Origin of the sequence: Sphingobacterium cellulitidis (genome assembly GCF_043187465.1) — a bacterium.
In the GTDB taxonomy this organism is placed as follows: Bacteria; Bacteroidota; Bacteroidia; order Sphingobacteriales; family Sphingobacteriaceae; genus Sphingobacterium; species Sphingobacterium cellulitidis.
Window position 1 is genome coordinate 2,724,648 of the sequence record NZ_CP171136.1, and the last position, 17,462, is coordinate 2,742,109.

Here is a 17,462-nt window from a genome sequence, read left to right on the forward strand (position 1 = left end):
TGATTTTAAGTAAGCCTAGTAAATTATACTCGAGATATTAAACTACAAATCAACTATTTAATGATATACAAGGGTAATAACAGCCATTTATCATGACTGTTATAGAATTCCTGTAGTACAATATTTTAAAAATATTGAGAGGATTTTTGGTTTTTTGGGGCATTTTCTTTCTTTCAGTTGCTTTTTACTCAAAGCTCTGTACCCACAGTAGAAGCATTTGTTCAGCATGATGCTAATTAATTGTTAATAAATTGACGATTTGGTTAAGGCCAAAGATATTTCAAAGATTTGAGAATTAATATGAGAAACCGTAATATTTTAAAGACAATTTAGCAGGTAGGAAAGCAGACTTCAAATAGCATAAATTAACCCTTTATTAATGAAAGGTTTAGCAAAATTAGTCTTGAAAAAATTACAATAAAAAAAAGGCAAAAATTTGCCTTTTTTTATTGTAGGAAATAATAATTTATTTAATCTGCCTGTTTATTATAGTCAGATTCGGTATGCATTGAGCATTTCCATTCTCCATTTTCAAGAATCCAAGTGGATGTACAGACACATTTTGAATTACGTATTTCACCTTGATTATCAACCTCGATTTCAATCAGGTACCCTATAGTAGCGAAACTTTTACTAAATAGTTCCACAACGGCATCTGTCAATCCCTTAATCTTCATTTTCATTCCCTGCCCCATGTCAAAATATTTTTTATAGGTCGGTTCATCAATTTGATTTACACCATCCTTACTCGCAACTATACAGGGGAAATAAGTTAAATTTTTTACGGTTTCATAGTCCAGATTAGCCATTCCATCCCAATATTTGCGTTCAAGTTCAATAATTTGATCTTTCATTACCGTAGAGTATATGTGATACATCTTGAACAATCTGCGAGAAAATAGGTTTTAATTTTTCAGTTTAACACGTAATAACTGATCTGTAGAAGTAAGATATAAATATCCATCTGTAGCAAAAGCACAGTTGGCCGTATGTACAGTTGAACGAATTCTTCCTATAGGTTTTCCTGAGGAGTTAATCACTACCACTCCATCCCCTGCTGCAGCAAACATATTTCCATTTTTATCCATTTTTATACCATCAGCCGCCAAGGATTCTGCTGGGAATTGCTTTTTAAAGTCGAAGAATATCCTGCCTTTTGATAAAAGACCATCCTCTTTAATATCGTATGCCATAATAAATGGATTATTTCCATCGCTTAAAGCAACAAATAAAGTTTTTCCATCAGGAGAAATAACAATTCCATTAGGTCTTGCCAAATTTGAGATCACCTGGGTAGCTTCTCCTTTTGCATTGACTTTGTAGACCCCATTTTCAGCAATTTCTTTTGTTTCGGTATCATTTTCACGTCCTGGCAAGCCATAGGGAGGGTCAGTAAAATAATAATCACCATTCGGGTGTTGGCAGATATCATTCGGAGAGTTAAACTTCTTGCCTTGCCAATTGTCGACTAAAGTTTCCTTCTTTTTAGTTTTCAGATCAATTTTAGCAATTCTGCGGTTTCCATGATCACAGGCAATTAAATATCCTTCTTTATTAATCAATAAGCCATTCGTTCCTTGCTCCTCACTATAGGTCCCAGGGCCTTCAAAACCGGCAGGTTTAATAAATTCCTGTAATCCATTAGCTTCAGACCATTGATAAATAATATTTTGTCTGGTATCCGAATATAGCAGGAAGTTGCCATCATTTACCCAGACAGGACCTTCAGCCCAGGTCATACCATCGGCAAGTTTTTCAACTTGAGCCGTAGAATCAATAATAGCAAGCATGGCAGGGTCTAACACTTCGACAGTCCCCATTTTTGGATATTCCTTTACAAGTTTAGTGCTATCAGCATTCGTATTTGTATTGGACTGACTGGTGGAATTTGCACAAGAAGCCAATACAGATGAAAATACAAGAGCATGAATAAGAGTTTTACGCATATGAGTAGGTTTTAGTTTTCTTAAAAATAGGAAAATAGGCTGAAAATGAGTCTATATAATATCAATAAATTAAATAGAAATATCATTTTTAATTAATATATTTAATCAAACCAATTCACTGATTATGAAAACATTAATTAGTCTAATCATTATATTTTCTACGATCCTTACGGGATATTCTCAAACGAAAAAACCAGATTCTTCAATTCCAAAACCAATAGAACAATGGATAAAATCGGAATTATCGAAATCAAAAGTGAAAGAAATTAAAGATTATGGTATAGATAATTTTTTCAAGGAGGACTCCGTTCGGATAATAGGTTATATTAAAGGATATAAACCCGAGAATTCTTCGAGATATGGTATGATTTACCATGGAAATCTCATAACCAATGAAGAAAGTCCAACCTTAGTTCGAATAAGTCCCGATGGAAGGTTTGAAACGCAGATCTTGCTCAAATTTCCATTGCATTCTTTTATGATTTTATTTAATAAATTTTACAATTTTTATGTTGAGCCAGGGAATACTTTGGCGATGATTATTGATCCATCTGTGGAAAATGAAAAAGAGGCCATTCAATTTTTAGGAAATACCCAACAAATAAATAAAGAAATCGCTTCCATAGCACTTCCTGATATACCGTATGATTCTTTAATAACTCGGATCAAAACCTTATCTGAACAGAAGTTTGTAGAGTTAAACAACAAGGAATGGGAAGAAGAGAAAAGCCGAGTTCAAGGTATTTTTGCAAAAGAGAAATATTCGGCAAAAGCAAAAAAGGTACTCTTAAATAATATTGATCTCTATTACCTGGATAAGTTATTCACTTTTGAGATGAACCGAAATTATTATGCAGAACAAGATAGTAGCAATGCCGTATTGCAAGTTCCATTATCAGCTTCTTATTTTGATTTCATCAATAAAATAGACATGAATGATCATACCTACCTCACTGGACGAGAGTTTAAATTTACGATCAATCGAATAGAATTTTCTCCAATATTTCCCTTGAGAGAATTTATAAATGAAAAAAATGCATATCAGAAGTTAGATTCAGTTGGCATGGCTCGATATAAAAGCAAGGAATTACCCTTGTTTTATAACATTGCGAAGGTTCGGGCGATATCTGGAGAATTATTAAGATCCATTGGTAATCAGGAAAGGGCTGAAAAAAATCTAATTGATGCTAAAAAGAACCTTCATCAAGCCGTTTTAATCTCTGAATTAGAATCGGTTATCGCGAAGAAGGATAAAAATAAAGATGGTTATGAGCTTCCTAAAACGGAGTCAGCAGCAATTTTCAAAAAATTAATGGAGCCATATAAGGGTAAAATTGTCGTTGTTGATTTTTGGGCGGAGAATTGTGGTCCTTGCCGAGCAAATATTGAACATACTAAAGATTTGAGAAATCAATTAAAAGATCATCCGAATCTGGAATTTGTATTTATTACAGATGTTGGTAATACTGCCAAAAAGTTCTACGATGGATATATCAAAGAGAATTTCATGGACAACAGTTTTTTAGTTTCCGAAGATGATTATTTAGCATTTCGGGAATTATTCCGGTTTAATGGAATTCCACGATATGTTCTAATGGATGATAATGGAAAAATTAGAAATGAAAATTTTCCAATGCACAACCTAGCATATTACATGAGTTCTAATTATCCAGAGAAATTCAAGAGAGAGGATTTTGAAGTCAAAAAGAAGACGGAGTAAAAACAGCATTAACCCCAATTAATCGATTGGATTAATGGGCTGTTCTACCATTGTACTATCTAATTTTGCACTATCAATACTATCTAAGCTATCGATGGGCTGATCCATTTGATTATTATTGTTATTGCTGGGATTATTACAAGCAAATGTGGTTAGCAAGAACAATAGGGGAAAAAAATATATTAGTTTTTTCATGACAATTCTATTTTTTAGCTGTGATTTTCTTTGGTTCTTTAGGATGTAAATTAGGATCCGGCATAATATTTAATTGATCTTCTTGCGGATCTACCCCAGCTTCAGCATCCTTATCCTGAGGTTTTAATTTTCTTTGCATAAATGCGGTCAAATCCTTCTTTTTATTGGGCCTATCCTTATTGTTAAGCCCTTCTTTTGCACTTTCATTTTTAGTAGCCATAATTTCTATTATCAAAGTCATTTAAAAAGTCAGGTTAATCTAATTATTTCAAATTAACCTGGCTCTTTGCAAAATGGATAATTAAACGTTAACTAGAATATTATTCTGTATGCTTATCTTAAGAAAACCTGGTATTAAATTTTGTTGACATTATTTCAATAAAGCGTATAAATACATTTACAAAGGGTATTTATCCCACAACTAAACAACATTGAATCTGTTCAATTCATAAAACATTATATGAAAACAAGATTATTATCGGTAAAGCATGAGCCAGGTCTTATACTTGCCTTTGGTCTAATTCAAGATTTAATGGGTGATCCTGAAGACAATAAAAATAAGGAGAATAATGAACCGCAATTTCAAAATCCATTTTATGATCCAGATTCGGATCAAGGAACACCGAAACCTAGCCCAGAAGAAGATCCGCTAAAAGACGACAATGAACCTATTGGTGAGGAATACCCTTTGAAAGAAAATATTAACCCTGAGGAGGAAGAAGAAGAAGAAGAGGAAGAGGTGGAAGAGGAATACAGCAATAATTCTGATAGTCCGGGATTATTTGATGATGACGATGATGATTTTTAAGATCATAATTATTATTTAGCGAATCCCTTTTGAATGAGAAGTTTGCGGATATTTCTTAGGATTAAAAATCATTGTTTTTGTGGTATTAGAGCGAATATTAGCGTGTTTTGGCAAACTATTTGTTATAACAGCGGAAACTTTCAAAGTGAGAGTTTTTATTGAAACAATTACTTATTATCATGAAAAAATTATTTTTACCTATTCTAACTCTATGTATGTTCATGCTTGCGACGAGCAAGAATGTTCAAGCGCAGACTCCTTACCGTACTGCCATTGGGCTTGGGATTGATTTAGGCGATGGCGAGAGTTTATTTGGTCCACAGCTAAAACATAGTTTTGGCGGTCGCGATGCTGGAAATGTTCAAGTATTATTTGGGGATCACATTACAGTAATTGGTGCTGATTACTCTTATAATCAACGTATTGCCGGAGCAAAAGGTTTGACTTGGTATGTTGGTGTTGGTCCACAGTTATCATTTATTGACCATGGAAAATGGGATGATGATTGGTATGATGATGATGATAAACACTGGAAAGGTGAAACACATACTGATTTTGCCATTCGTCCAGCATTAGGTATGGAATTTAGAATTCCTTCAACACCATTAGCAATGCATTTTGATTGGAAACCTTGGTGGAACTTATCACATGGTTCACACTTTGAAGCATCAAGATTTTCATTAGGATTTAAATTCGTATTGAAATAAGATTTCATTAAGAATAAAAATAGCCTGCATAAATTATGCAGGCTATTTTTTTGTTCTTTAATTACACAAATGCGCCCTTAGATTGTTCTTCCTATATGAAGCGGCCTAAGATATTCAGAAAGATGAGCCCCTATCAATATTGGGCATTTATATGGTTCTTTCTGGTCCCCATGAGTATTTATTTAGTTGGGGGCTTAATCATGCTGATTGTAACTTTGATAGATCGGAAATAATTCCTTTATTTTTTAATCAGCTCTACCCTTCTATTTTGTTGTTTTCCTGCTTCAGAATTATTGTCAGCGATAAAGTCATTTGCACCAAAACCATTTGAAGCTAATCTGGATTTATCGATTCCATCCTGAACCAAAGTATTTAAGACAGTATTCGCCCGATCTTTGGATAGCTGTAAATTATGGTCAGCATTTCCTACATTATCGGTATAACCATTGATATCCAATTTCATGGAGCTATTAGATTTCAAGACTTTTCCAATTTCAGCGACCAATTCTTTACCATCAGGTTTCAAGGTTGCCTTATCCGTATCAAAATTAATTTGAAGCACGGACTTCCCCTTTTCATTTAAATCTTTTTCAATTTTATCTGCTTTTATGATTCCGACAGTTTGTTTGAAGGCCTCTGCTTCAGCAACATAAATAGCACCATAGGCCGTATTTGAAACAATGGCGAATAAAATAACCTTATCCCCTTTTTTCAAGCCATAGGTAACCAGGTTTTCCATGCTGGAAGTTCCAAAATCATAGAAATAGCCATCTTTATTATTGGCTTTATTAAGTGCGTCAATTTGTTCTTGCGGCACTTGTCCTTCAAAAAGTTTTTTAGCACCTAAGCTTTCAAAATGTTTAGCATAAGATTGAACAAATTTATATTCATCCCACTTTCCACTTCCAGGATCTTTAGGGTCAGTCATACCATAGCCTTTGACTTTAATTTTACCCTCAACCGGATAGAATGAATTTCCAGTATAGAATTCAATCTTTCCGAAGTCAGAATCTCTATCAAAGCCATAGCTACTTTTAGCGTCGAGCCATTCAGGAATAGAATAGTAAGGGAATTGGCCCATCTCAGCAGTTGCTTCAGGTAGGGATTCTGGGTTGAACGTATTAGCAGATTCAGTCGGGTTTGTTGTAACGGTCGTATCCAAAGTGCTGTTTGAAATACTATCCGAGTTGGCAGCATCCTTATTTGCCGCATTATTACATGACATCACAGTCAAGAATACAGGCAGTATACCTAATAAAATGGTTCTTTTGTTCATTTTTCATTAATTAGTGTAATTAAATATAGGAATATTACCTGTTAATAGCTTTAATTAATTGAGTTTTTTAGGCATGTATCTTAGGTTAAGAATTTCAATTATTATTTCCAAATCCCTTTAATTTCAAATACTTCCAATTCCAGAATTTCGATATTGTTTCCCCAGAAATGGAACCCTTCCTGATTATTTGGGTCAGGTTTTCTTTCGAGATAACTGGTATAGATTCCGTTGTCAAAAAAGACTTCAATGGAGGTTCTATCAATGTAGATATCGGCAGAAAGTTCCATACTGGTTGGGTCCTGAGGCGAGTAAAACATGGTATTCAAGATATTAGCATTCATATCATAGCTAATCATCCGTTGTGCATAGAGGTTGAACCCTGCTTCGGTAGCATGTGATAATTTGATTTTTGTACGGATTCTAATCTTATCGTAATCGCTAAATTGATGTAAAAGTTCGTTTGCCTTGGAGGAAGTCAAATTCTTCCAGGAATCGATCTTGCTAAACAATTGTTCTGTTTCTTTTATTGGGTTATTAAATAACCGAGGACCATCTTTCGTAGTTCTTAAACTCAGTTCAGTTGGCAACATCATCATACCATTGAAGGGCATGTTTGGCTGTTGGATTCGCCCCCATCCTATTTGGATTCGGCGACCGTCATTTTCGGGGATATTGCTATAAGTTTGAGCAGCATAGAGTTTTCCAGAATTATAGAAATACTTACCTGCTTCAGGACTAAATACTTTCCCATCGAAAGAGCCAAGCATATAGGTTCCAGTGGCACCATACATAACCCATTTTTTATTATTCGGATTTCCATCAATTGGCAATTCAAACAATTCGGGGCATTCCCAAAAACCTGATACATGACTTTGATAAGTCCAATTTTTCAAATCATTAGCGGTATAGATGGAATGTCCGTCGCGCTCATTTAATATCATAACCCAATGTTTAGAAGGCTCATACCAGAATACCTTTGGATCTCTGGTATCCTGACTATTCCATTTTTCCTTGGAGTCTATGATTGGATTTTTGTTGTATTTCGTCCAGGTTCTACCTTTATCCAAGCTATAGGCCATACATTGCACCTGTCGGGCATCGGATGCTGCCGTATAGAAAGCAATCATTGCGGGTTGTTTACCCTTATTGTAACCAGCATGATTCTGATAATCAATAATGGCGGAACCAGAAAACATGGTTCCTAATTTATCAGGATATAAGGCCGTTGGCAATTCTTTCCAATGAATCAAATCAGCACTTACGGCATGTCCCCAATGCATATTTTCCCATTCCGTTTCCATTGGGTTATGTTGGTAGAACAGATGATATTCTCCATCGTAGAATACTAATCCATTAGGGTCATTTATCCAGCCTCTTTTTGTGCTGAAGTGGTATTGCGGACGATTCTTTTCTTGGTAAATACTGTCCTGTCCGTGGATTTCATCAGCCTGATAGATTTTCTTCAGGGTTTTCTCATCCACATCAGCGCTAATCTTTAGATTTTTCCCCATGAGATGGGATACGTCATAAAACACCCAATAATCTTCTTTGTCGGGAGCTAGGCGGACAACGACAGACCATGGCTCACTGGCATCTGGCAGAAAGGTCATTTTCTTTCTATCCTGTTGATTTGAGATAGGGAAATTGAGATATTTTTTATTGATTTTAAGCGTGATTTCAGCTGCAGAACCAACGCTTGAAAGGAGCAAAAGCAAAAGAAAGAAAGCCGAACATTTCATAGGTAATCGTTTAGGTTAGATTAAGATAGGGATTATTTTATGATAAATTTTTCTTTTTTTTGATAATAAAACAAGATTGAAAAGTTCCAAAAAAGAAACGAATATTTCCTCTATCTTTGCAGCTCAAATAAAATCGATCGAATCGTGATTAACGTAAATAACATTTCCGTTTCCTTTGGGGGAACGACTCTTTTTTCCGATGTAACATTTTCCATCAATGAAAATGATAAAATCGCCTTAATGGGTAAGAATGGTGCTGGAAAATCGACCTTATTAAAGATTATTGCTGGCGTTGGGAAGCCGACGACAGGTAATGTTTCTGGGCCTAAAGATGCTGTGATTGCCTATTTACCTCAGCATTTATTGACGAAAGACAATATGACGGTCTTTGAGGAGACTTCCAAAGCATTTGAGGAGGTTTATAAGATGCGCGATGAATTGGAGGAGTTGAATGAGCAATTGAATGTTCGTACGGATTATGAGACCGATGATTACATGAAATTAATCGAACGGGTTTCAGAATTGAGTGAGAAGTTCTACTCAATCGAAGAGACCAATTACGATGCTGAAGTTGAGAAGGTTTTAAAGGGTTTGGGCTTTGAGCGTTCTGATTTCAACCGCCAAACCTCTGAGTTTTCAGGAGGTTGGAGAATGCGTATTGAATTGGCGAAAATCCTTTTGAAGAAACCAGATTTGATTTTATTGGATGAGCCAACCAACCATATGGATATCGAGAGTATCGAATGGTTAGAAGATTTCTTGATCAACCAAGCGAAGGCTGTAATTGTTATTTCACACGATAGAGCATTTGTAGATAATATCACCAATAGAACCATTGAGGTTACCATGGGTAAAATCTACGATTATAAGGCTAAATACAGTCATTACCTGGAGCTTCGCAAAGAGCGTAGACTACATCAATTAAAGGCTTATGAGGAGCAACAACGTTTTATAGCTGATAACCAAGAATTTATCGATAGATTCAAGGGTACCTATTCTAAGACATTACAGGTGCAGTCACGCGTAAAAATGTTGGAAAAACTGGAAATCATTGAAATTGATGAAGTTGATAATTCAGCTTTACGTTTGAAATTTCCACCTTCTCCAAGATCAGGAACCTATCCTGTAATTGTTGAAGACTTGACAAAATCATATGGTGATCATTTGGTCTTCCAAAAGGCGAATATGGTCATTGAGCGAGGACAAAAAGTAGCATTTGTAGGTAAAAACGGAGAAGGTAAATCGACGATGATCAAGGCCATTATGGGTGAAATTGATGTCGAGGGGACTTTAAAAGTTGGCCACAATGCTAAGATTGGATATTTTGCACAGAACCAAGCTGCATTGTTGGACGAGGAGCTAACGGTATTTGAAACCATTGATCAAATAGCGATTGGTGATGTAAGGGTTAAGATCAAGGATTTATTGGGCGCTTTTATGTTTAGTGGAGATGATACGACCAAGAAGGTAAAAGTTCTTTCTGGTGGAGAGAAGACCAGGTTAGCGATGATCAAATTGTTATTGGAGCCAGTAAACGTATTGATTCTGGATGAGCCGACCAACCATTTGGACATGAAGACCAAGGATATCATCAAAGATGCCTTACAGGATTTCGATGGTACATTGATTCTAGTTTCCCACGACCGTGACTTCCTAGATGGATTGGCAACTAAGGTATTTGAGTTTGGAAATAAACGCGTTCGTGAACACTTTGAGGATATCAAAGGATTCCTTGAGTATAAGAAAATGAGCAGTTTAAAAGAGATTGAAAAATAATATAATTCACTTAAAAAGAAAGGGTTAATATACAACATATTAACCCTTTCTTTTTTATATAGAATAATCTTTTAAACGACAACCGGAGTTTCTTCCGTATGTAATTTTTGTTGAGCTATAAGATGATGCAGTACTTCCGTTGAAAGACCATGTAAGGTCAATCTAAATCCAGCACCATAAGTTGGCAAAGGGATCATAGGATGCTTATTGTTCAATGCAATTAGCTTTTCAGGGCATCGCATAATCGTTGCGGCATATACTCCAATAACCTCATCCAATTGCAGTGAATTGGAAGCACGCCAGAAATCATTGTCCGTTAGGAAGAATTGATAGACTGGGGTGAATACTTCAATAGCTGAGGATAAGTCCATAATATTGGTCCAACGATTTGGGAATTCCTCAAATGGAATTGGGTTGGCTGAAACAGCGGAAAAATTTGGATTATCCACGGGTTCAATTTTCAATCCTTTATCCTGAATTGCAGTATTTAAATTGATAATAAAGTTATAAAGATTCAGGTCATGCTCTAGGAACAAATTATCTTTTACTGCATTGAGAGATAAGGGCTTAAGTGGATTCATTGGAATATCCTCTGCTCCTTTGACATTATCCTTGATAAAGCGCAATACTTCAGATCCTAAATAGAAGTGACGCAGAATCAAGAAATTAGCTTCGGGAGACACCCAATATTTCATTCCCCAATAGAGAAATCGATGCAGTGTTTTAGGAGCATTGATCAGATTAGGTGCTACGGCTTTAAAAATCTGTAGAATGATAATGGTCAATCGGCCAAATACGCGTAGGAATGGCAACAGAAATTGTTTACTTTTCCGATTGGAATCAAATAGAAAAGCGGCCTTAGCATCCTTATTAAATGGCACACTATTATCAAGGAACAAGGCATGCCAGTGGCTGGGATCCCTTGGGTTATTCTTCTTATGTTCGAAATATTCGCTGGTATGTAACATATTTCAGTATTAATAATTTCCTATTTCAGCCAGTTGCAATTGGTATAATTTCGCCACCACTTTCGCCGTTTTTGCTACTCTTTTGGCCATATCTGCAGTCAATAACTCGGAGTTCAATGCTTTTTCAAAACGCTCGAAGTGATTATCATTGGAATCGGAGGTTTCATGGTAAATAAAGAAGGAAACCTGGTCATCCTTTAAATCCAACTGATGTTGAATAGCTCGACCCCATTTTCCTGCCAAACGATTCCCTAAGCCTTCGATGATAAACATGCCTCCCAATAAATCAAAAGGATTTGGCTGGCTTGCTTTATGGAACATAAAGGCACTTAATGCTTCTGAACCAATATTCTTTTCGCCATGATAGAGGTCTTCCCTATCTCCACCACAATTGATATAGTTCTTTTCCAGAATCTGATAATCTTTGTGTTCATCCCTGGAATGCGATATAAATGAAGAACGGATATCGAAATAATCCATACTCACATTGGATGCCGCACGAGCAATCCATTGAGAGCCATCAATTACTTGTTGTCTTAAATTTAACAAAAGTAATTTATAGTCTTCCAGACTGATCGTTCCATTATAGATTCGTTCGATGATAGGCGTATTTCTCAAGGATAATTCGAAATCGACCCAAATCTGAGTCAAGTCGCGCACCAATTTTTCCTGGATAGGTTTATGGTCTATGTGAATTTCAGGAGCTAAGATTTCATCCTTTTTAGAAATGAGAGGGGTTTTATCGCTTTGACCATTGCCAACAACCTTAAGCTTCATGAAGGTGGTAATAAACCGTCCACTCTCCGGAACCATACAGATTATTTCCTGATTAGGTTTTAATTTATTGCTGTAGAGCAATTCCTCCAGCATAATATAAATGGAAGCAGCGCCAGTATTTCCCTTATCGTGAAGATTAGTAAACCATTTATCTTCCTCGATGGTCAGTCCGCCTTTTTTCAGTAAATCTACAATTGGCTGTTTGAAATATTCTGAAGAATAATGGCAAACCAACCAATCAATTTTCTTAGGGTCTACCTTTCCTGCTTCAATCAATTGAAAGAGGTGCTGAACACCAAGATTTACAGTATTGTTTACCAGTTTGATATCTTGCTTTAAATTTATTGCAGCATCGGCATCGGCATCTGAGAAATTAGGATAATCCAACCAATTTTTATCGATTGTACCATCTTTCTTTTTGTTAGCCCCTGTGTACATGCAGACCTCAAAGCTATTAGCATAGGATTTGACATCTATCCATTCAATTTCAAGGCTTAGTCCATTTTTATTGGGTTTATTTGCGAGGTACATTGCTCCGGCACCATCTGACAGCATCCAGCGCAAGAAATCGGTATCCATTGGGAGCCCTTTTTCCTGAATGTGAGGTTGTTTTTCAAAGCGAGAAGCTTTGAACATTCGGCTCGGCATATCCGCTGCACAGGCAATCGCGTTTTCATTTTCAGAAGTCAGGATATGGAGGAAAGCACTTTTTAAGGCCATAATGCCCGATGAACACACGCTTTGATGGGAGACGATATTACAAACCGGAAGCTTAGCTTCAGCATGTACCATGCTCGCGAATCCCGGAATTGGCAAGTCACCTTGGGTCGTTCCCGCAGTTAATAATTCAATATCCTCCTTCTTGATCTTGGCATTCTCAATGCAATTTTGGATAGCTTTATCGGCCATTCCGGCAACAGAATCGGTTGAGTTTTGTTCTTTATCCAAAGCATAATAGCGGGTGTTAATACCGTTTTGCTTCAGCATTCGATCCTTGGTCCTGGAGGGTTTCCCTCCTATCAATCCCAAATAGTCTTCCATTTCATCATTTGAAATGGGCGAATTTGGAAGATGCTTACCAATTGCATTTATATAAACTTTTTTATTTTCTGATTTCATTTAATTCTTATTTTCTGAAACTTGCGTTTTAAATATTTTATCGAAGATACTGAGCATAAATCCAAAATTTCCGTGCCCCCATTTATGATGCATACTATGTCTAAAGGTATATTTAGAGAAAGATGAGTTGGGTTTATCAGATGGTATTTCATGGTTACAATGACCTAGCAAATTGATGACCAAACTCATAATCGGAAGGCTTAATATTGAATATACTTGAAAATCATGGATAAAGAGCGGGAAAAAGATTACCGTTCCTAATAAAAATGCTTCTATCCAGTGGAAGCTAAAAATGGAATAGGCTGTTGGTTCTTTAGACCAATGGTGTACTTTGTGCACATTCAGGAAGAACCAGCGCCGATGGAGCAACCAATGGACCATATAAAAGTGGAGTTCGTTCCAAAAGAATAATAATGGGATTTCCCATAGGCAATTCCAAGGATTATCAAATCTCACCTTAAAAATCCCTTGAGAAAATAATATCTGAAAGAGAATGGCCTGAAGTGAAAAAACGAGGATGGAAACCAATGAGTTTCTGATTTCCTTGCTTCGTTGACCGGGTTTCTTGGCGAAGACAATCTGCCTTAAGGTTTTATTCTTGGTTTTGTAATCAACAATGATTTCAGTGATGAATGTACCCACGAAATATAGGATGCTGAAAAACACAAAAAAGAAGGCACTGGTATAGTACCATTCCGATAAGACGAAATTGAATGTTTTTTCCAGTAATTCGTTCATTTATATTCCTTGAGCCTTATCGAATTCAACCAATTTATGTAATATTAACTCAATTTATTAAAGGTTTATTATGTTTTATCTCACTTAGATAAATCCTTGAAACAAGGAGAATTAATATTAATTGAAATTATTGAATATTAATCCTTCTCTGCAATTAAATTAATAAAAAAATTAATAATAGCGGTATGGAGGATGGAAAGAATTGGAAATGACAGCCGATACATTTATTGAAGGAAATAGATTTTTCGGCGCTGCTTAGAATCCCTCTCTGGGGTTTCATTGTGATGCTACATAATCAGCGTGGGAAAAGCGAATGGGCAATTTTTCTGTCTTGTATAGCGTAATAAAAATGGATTCTTCGGCGATGCTCAGAATGACAACCGAATGTTTTTTGGAGGAAACAGATTCTTCGGCGGTGCTCAGAATCCCTCTCTGGGGTTATCTTGTGATACTATACAATCAGCATGGGTAAAAAGCGAAAGGGCAATTTTTCTGTCTATATAGTGTATTAAAAATGGATTCTTCGGCGATGCTCAGAATGACAGCCGATACTTTTATTGAAGGAAACAGATTCTTCGGCGGTGCTCAGAATCCCTCTCTGGGGTTATCTTGTGATACTATACAATCAGCATGGGTAAAAAGCGAAAGGGCAATTTTTCTGTCTATATAGTGTATTAAAAATGGATTCTTCGCGATGCTCAGAATGACAGCCGATACTTTTATTGAAGGAAACAGATTCTTCGGCGGTGCTTAGAATCCCTCTCTGGGGTTATCTTGTAATACTCTACAATCAGCATGGGTAAAAAGCGAAAGGGCAATTTTTCTGTCTTGTATAGCGTAATAAAAATGGATTCTTCGGCGATGCTCAGAATGACAGCCGATACTTTTTTTGGAGGTAACAGATTCTTCGGCGGTGCTCAGAATCCCTCTCTGGGGTTATCTTGTGATACTATACAATCAGCATGGGTAAAAAGCGAAAGGGCAATTTTTCTGTCTTGTATAGCGTAATAAAAATGGATTCTTCGGCGATGCTCAGAATGACAGCCGATACTTTTTTTGGAGGTAACAGATTCTTCGGCGGTGCTCAGAATCCCTCTCTGGGGTTATCTTGTGATACTATACAATCAGCATGGGTAAAAAGCGAAAGGGCAATTTTTCTGTCTTGTATAGCGTAATAAAAATGGATTCTTCGGCGATGCTCAGAATGACAGCCGATACTTTTTTTGGAGGTAACAGATTCTTCGGCGGTGCTCAGAATCCCTCTCTGGGGTTATCTTGTGATACTATACAATCAGCATGGGTAAAAAGCGAAAGGGCAATTTTTCTGTCTTTTATAGCGTAATAAAAATGGATTCTTCGGCGATGCTCAGAATGACAGCCGATACTTTTTTTGGAGGAAATAGATTCTTCGGCGGTGCTCAGAATCCCTCTCTGGGGTTATTAAAATGTTAAGAATATGACAATAATTCACAAATAATCTTTAGGTAATTTTTATTTAAAATACTTTGTTGAAATTGATAAAAAACAAGAAGTATGGGTCATATCTATTTCGTTTATATCATTACGAATTATAATAAGAAGGTATTATATATAGGAGTTACAAATAGTTTAAAAAGAAGGCTTCATGAACATCAATTTGATGATGGATATTTTAACTCATTTACAAAGAAATACTATGTTTTTTATCTAATTTATTATGAACTATTTTCCGATGTTAATGATGCAATAAATCGAGAAACTCAATTAAAAGGTTGGACTAGAAAGAAAAAGAATGCTTTGATTAATAAGAAAAATCCAAATTGGGACTTTCTTAATAATGAGATTTAGAGGGATTCTGAGCGTAGTCGAAGAATCTGTTTGTTACCACAAAATGGCAATTGTCATCGTGAGCAAAGCGAACGATCTATTTTATAAAGGAATGCATTCGCAAACAAAGATTGAGATGATGAATTGAAAAATAAATTTTTCAACCTTGTTTATAGTATTAAAAATGGATTCTTCGGCGATGCTCAGAATGACAGCCGATACATTTATTGAAGGAAATGGATTCTTCGGCGGTGCTCAGAATCCCTCTCAGTTGTTTTTTACTAGCTATTTCCCAACAAAAAAGGGATGAATTATTTGATAATTCATCCCTTTTTTGATCTTTATTTTTATTTCTCTTACTTTTCTGGGTTTGCTTTTTTAGCGATTTCGAATAGATCTGGGCCTATGTGGCAATATCCACCTGGATTTTTATCTAAATAGTCTTGGTGGTATGTTTCAGCATCAAAGAAATTCTTTAATGGTTCATTTTCTACTACTACCGGCTTTTGTAGACTTAGGGATAATAGATGAAGTTTATCTTTTATAATTGCCTCATCAGCGTCATCCGTGTAGTAGATTCCGGTGCGGTATTGTGTTCCTCTATCGTTTCCTTGCTTATTTAAGCTGGTAGGATCGATACTTTGGATGTATAGATCGATCAATAATCCTAAATCAATTACTTCTGGATCATATACTACTTTTACCGTTTCTGTAGCACCTGTATTTCCTGTACATACTTCTTCATAAGTAGGGTTATTTTTAGTTGCGTTTGCATACCCAACTTCAGTCCCTACTACTCCCCTTACCAATTTGAAAAAATGTTCGGTTCCCCAAAAACATCCTCCTGCGAAATATATTTCTTTTCCTTTTCCTGTTGTGCTCATTGTCTTATTAATTTCTGATTTTTTTTCCTCCTTACGGTCTGTAAATCCCATTGTCATTAAAAATACTACGACCAATAAGGTTGATCCAATAATTGTTAATTTATTCATTTGCTTCCAATTTCTGTGACAAAGTTAAGGAATTTGACAATTAAATCTATCTTTTTGGGATTAGAACAGAATTAGCGAATAAATGTTTTTTGTAAAATAATTAATGTTTTACATTAATTATTTATAAGTTTGCATTATATATTAATATCAAACCTTTATGAACCAGGTAAAAATTATATCAACATTTTTAAAATATCTCTGCTATTTTTTAGCAATTGGATATTCATTAACCTTTATCTATTCTGTTATTTGTTTGTTGACTGGTCTTTGGACGCTTCCATATGGAGATGGAAATTACATTCATATCTTATACCCGTTTACTAATGAGCCATTTATTAATTTAGATAATAATATCAAATACTTTATATTTTCATTTCTACTACCGATTGGCTTTTATGGGATATTTTTTGGGTTAACTGCGCAGGTATCCTCTGTATTCTTAAAGTCCAGGATCTTTACGAAAGAAAATCAAGGCATCTTTGAGCGTTATTTTATGTTGAATACGTATATCCCTCTTCCAATGGTGCTTATTGGGTTGATGTTTGTCGAAGTGGAGGGAATGATATGGATTTTGGTTTTCATCCATCTTATTTTGGGTATCTTTAGCCTGTTCTTGGCTAATATTTGCAAACAAGGACTACATTTACAAAACGAACAAGATTTAATTATTTAAACATGCCTATCATCGTCAACCTTGATGTCATGCTTGCCAAACGTAAAATGCAAAGCAAAGAGTTAGCAGAGAAATTGAATATTTCTCCGGTAAATCTTTCTATTCTAAAAACGGGAAAAGCTAAGGGCGTTCGTTTCGATACTTTAGAGGCTATTTGTCAAATTCTTGAATGTCAACCCGGGGATATTCTGGAATTTAAGGAAGACTAAGCAGCACAATCAA

Annotated in this window: 17 protein-coding genes; 7 read left to right on the forward strand and 10 right to left on the reverse strand. The window is 35.7% G+C overall.

Annotated elements, in window-relative coordinates:
• Nucleotides 1–470 precede the first annotated feature (470 nt).
• Complete coding sequence (locus ACF3OC_RS12050; protein ID WP_094258907.1) at nt 471–854, reverse strand: nuclear transport factor 2 family protein; 384 nt, start codon at nt 852–854, stop codon at nt 471–473.
• A gap of 51 nt (nt 855–905) precedes the next feature.
• On the reverse strand, nt 906–1,946 hold the full coding sequence (locus ACF3OC_RS12055) for an SMP-30/gluconolactonase/LRE family protein (protein WP_094258908.1): 1,041 nt from the start codon (nt 1,944–1,946) through the stop codon (nt 906–908).
• Nucleotides 1,947–2,070: 124 nt separating this feature from the next.
• On the opposite strand from ACF3OC_RS12055, the gene ACF3OC_RS12060 reads away from it, so the two are divergent.
• Nucleotides 2,071–3,666, forward strand: a complete 1,596-nt coding sequence (locus ACF3OC_RS12060; RefSeq protein WP_094258909.1) for a TlpA disulfide reductase family protein — start codon at nt 2,071–2,073, stop codon at nt 3,664–3,666.
• Between the two features lie 18 nt (nt 3,667–3,684).
• On the opposite strand, the gene ACF3OC_RS12065 is transcribed toward ACF3OC_RS12060, so the two are convergent.
• A complete protein-coding gene (locus tag ACF3OC_RS12065; RefSeq protein WP_169715259.1) occupies nt 3,685–3,861 on the reverse strand; it encodes a hypothetical protein in 177 nt (58 codons plus the stop codon).
• Nucleotides 3,862–3,868: 7 nt separating this feature from the next.
• Nucleotides 3,869–4,081, reverse strand: a complete 213-nt coding sequence (locus ACF3OC_RS12070) for a hypothetical protein (protein WP_094258920.1) — start codon at nt 4,079–4,081, stop codon at nt 3,869–3,871.
• Nucleotides 4,082–4,321: 240 nt separating this feature from the next.
• On the opposite strand from ACF3OC_RS12070, the gene ACF3OC_RS12075 reads away from it, so the two are divergent.
• Together ACF3OC_RS12075 and ACF3OC_RS12080 are read left to right on the forward strand one after the other, a co-directional pair.
• Nucleotides 4,322–4,669: a hypothetical protein gene (locus ACF3OC_RS12075; RefSeq protein ID WP_094258910.1), complete on the forward strand. Its 348-nt coding sequence runs from the start codon at nt 4,322–4,324 to the stop codon at nt 4,667–4,669.
• A 179-nt stretch (nt 4,670–4,848) separates the two neighbouring features.
• On the forward strand, nt 4,849–5,376 hold the full coding sequence (locus ACF3OC_RS12080) for a hypothetical protein (protein WP_094258911.1): 528 nt from the start codon (nt 4,849–4,851) through the stop codon (nt 5,374–5,376).
• A gap of 238 nt (nt 5,377–5,614) precedes the next feature.
• Here the strand turns inward: ACF3OC_RS12080 and ACF3OC_RS12085 are convergent, their stop codons facing one another.
• Both ACF3OC_RS12085 and ACF3OC_RS12090 read right to left on the reverse strand, forming a co-directional pair.
• The gene (locus ACF3OC_RS12085; protein ID WP_094258912.1) at nt 5,615–6,652 is read right to left on the reverse strand and encodes an OmpA family protein; all 1,038 of its coding nucleotides are present in this window, start codon (nt 6,650–6,652) and stop codon (nt 5,615–5,617) included.
• Nucleotides 6,653–6,753: 101 nt separating this feature from the next.
• Entirely contained in the window at nt 6,754–8,391 is a 1,638-nt protein-coding gene (locus ACF3OC_RS12090) for a glycoside hydrolase family 32 protein (RefSeq protein WP_094258913.1), read from the reverse strand.
• Between the two features lie 144 nt (nt 8,392–8,535).
• Here ACF3OC_RS12090 and ACF3OC_RS12095 point away from each other — a divergent pair, with 144 nt between their 5' ends.
• Nucleotides 8,536–10,167 (forward strand): ABC-F family ATP-binding cassette domain-containing protein, encoded by a 1,632-nt coding sequence (locus tag ACF3OC_RS12095; protein ID WP_094258914.1) that lies wholly within the window; start codon nt 8,536–8,538, stop codon nt 10,165–10,167.
• 71 nt (nt 10,168–10,238) lie between these two features.
• Here the strand turns inward: ACF3OC_RS12095 and ACF3OC_RS12100 are convergent, their stop codons facing one another.
• From ACF3OC_RS12100 to ACF3OC_RS12110, 3 genes are read right to left on the reverse strand one after another with little or no spacing between them, the layout of a single operon-like run.
• Entirely contained in the window at nt 10,239–11,135 is an 897-nt protein-coding gene (locus ACF3OC_RS12100; RefSeq protein ID WP_094258915.1) for a DUF6999 family protein, read from the reverse strand.
• A gap of 9 nt (nt 11,136–11,144) precedes the next feature.
• A complete protein-coding gene (locus tag ACF3OC_RS12105; RefSeq protein ID WP_094258916.1) occupies nt 11,145–13,031 on the reverse strand; it encodes a beta-ketoacyl-ACP synthase III in 1,887 nt (628 codons plus the stop codon).
• Complete coding sequence (locus tag ACF3OC_RS12110; RefSeq protein ID WP_094258917.1) at nt 13,032–13,769, reverse strand: sterol desaturase family protein; 738 nt, start codon at nt 13,767–13,769, stop codon at nt 13,032–13,034.
• A gap of 1,533 nt (nt 13,770–15,302) precedes the next feature.
• Here ACF3OC_RS12110 and ACF3OC_RS12115 point away from each other — a divergent pair.
• Nucleotides 15,303–15,596 carry a GIY-YIG nuclease family protein gene (locus tag ACF3OC_RS12115; protein WP_094258765.1) on the forward strand — a complete coding sequence of 98 codons (294 nt, stop codon included), beginning with the start codon at nt 15,303–15,305 and terminating at the stop codon, nt 15,594–15,596.
• A gap of 335 nt (nt 15,597–15,931) precedes the next feature.
• Here the strand turns inward: ACF3OC_RS12115 and msrA are convergent, their stop codons facing one another.
• Nucleotides 15,932–16,567: a peptide-methionine (S)-S-oxide reductase MsrA gene (gene msrA / locus ACF3OC_RS12120; RefSeq protein WP_169715254.1), complete on the reverse strand. Its 636-nt coding sequence runs from the start codon at nt 16,565–16,567 to the stop codon at nt 15,932–15,934.
• Between the two features lie 157 nt (nt 16,568–16,724).
• On the opposite strand from msrA, the gene ACF3OC_RS12125 reads away from it, so the two are divergent.
• Nucleotides 16,725–17,240 carry a hypothetical protein gene (locus ACF3OC_RS12125; protein ID WP_094258766.1) on the forward strand — a complete coding sequence of 172 codons (516 nt, stop codon included), beginning with the start codon at nt 16,725–16,727 and terminating at the stop codon, nt 17,238–17,240.
• A gap of 2 nt (nt 17,241–17,242) precedes the next feature.
• Nucleotides 17,243–17,449, forward strand: a complete 207-nt coding sequence (locus ACF3OC_RS12130; protein WP_094258767.1) for a helix-turn-helix transcriptional regulator — start codon at nt 17,243–17,245, stop codon at nt 17,447–17,449.
• The last annotated feature ends 13 nt before the right edge of the window (nt 17,450–17,462 follow it).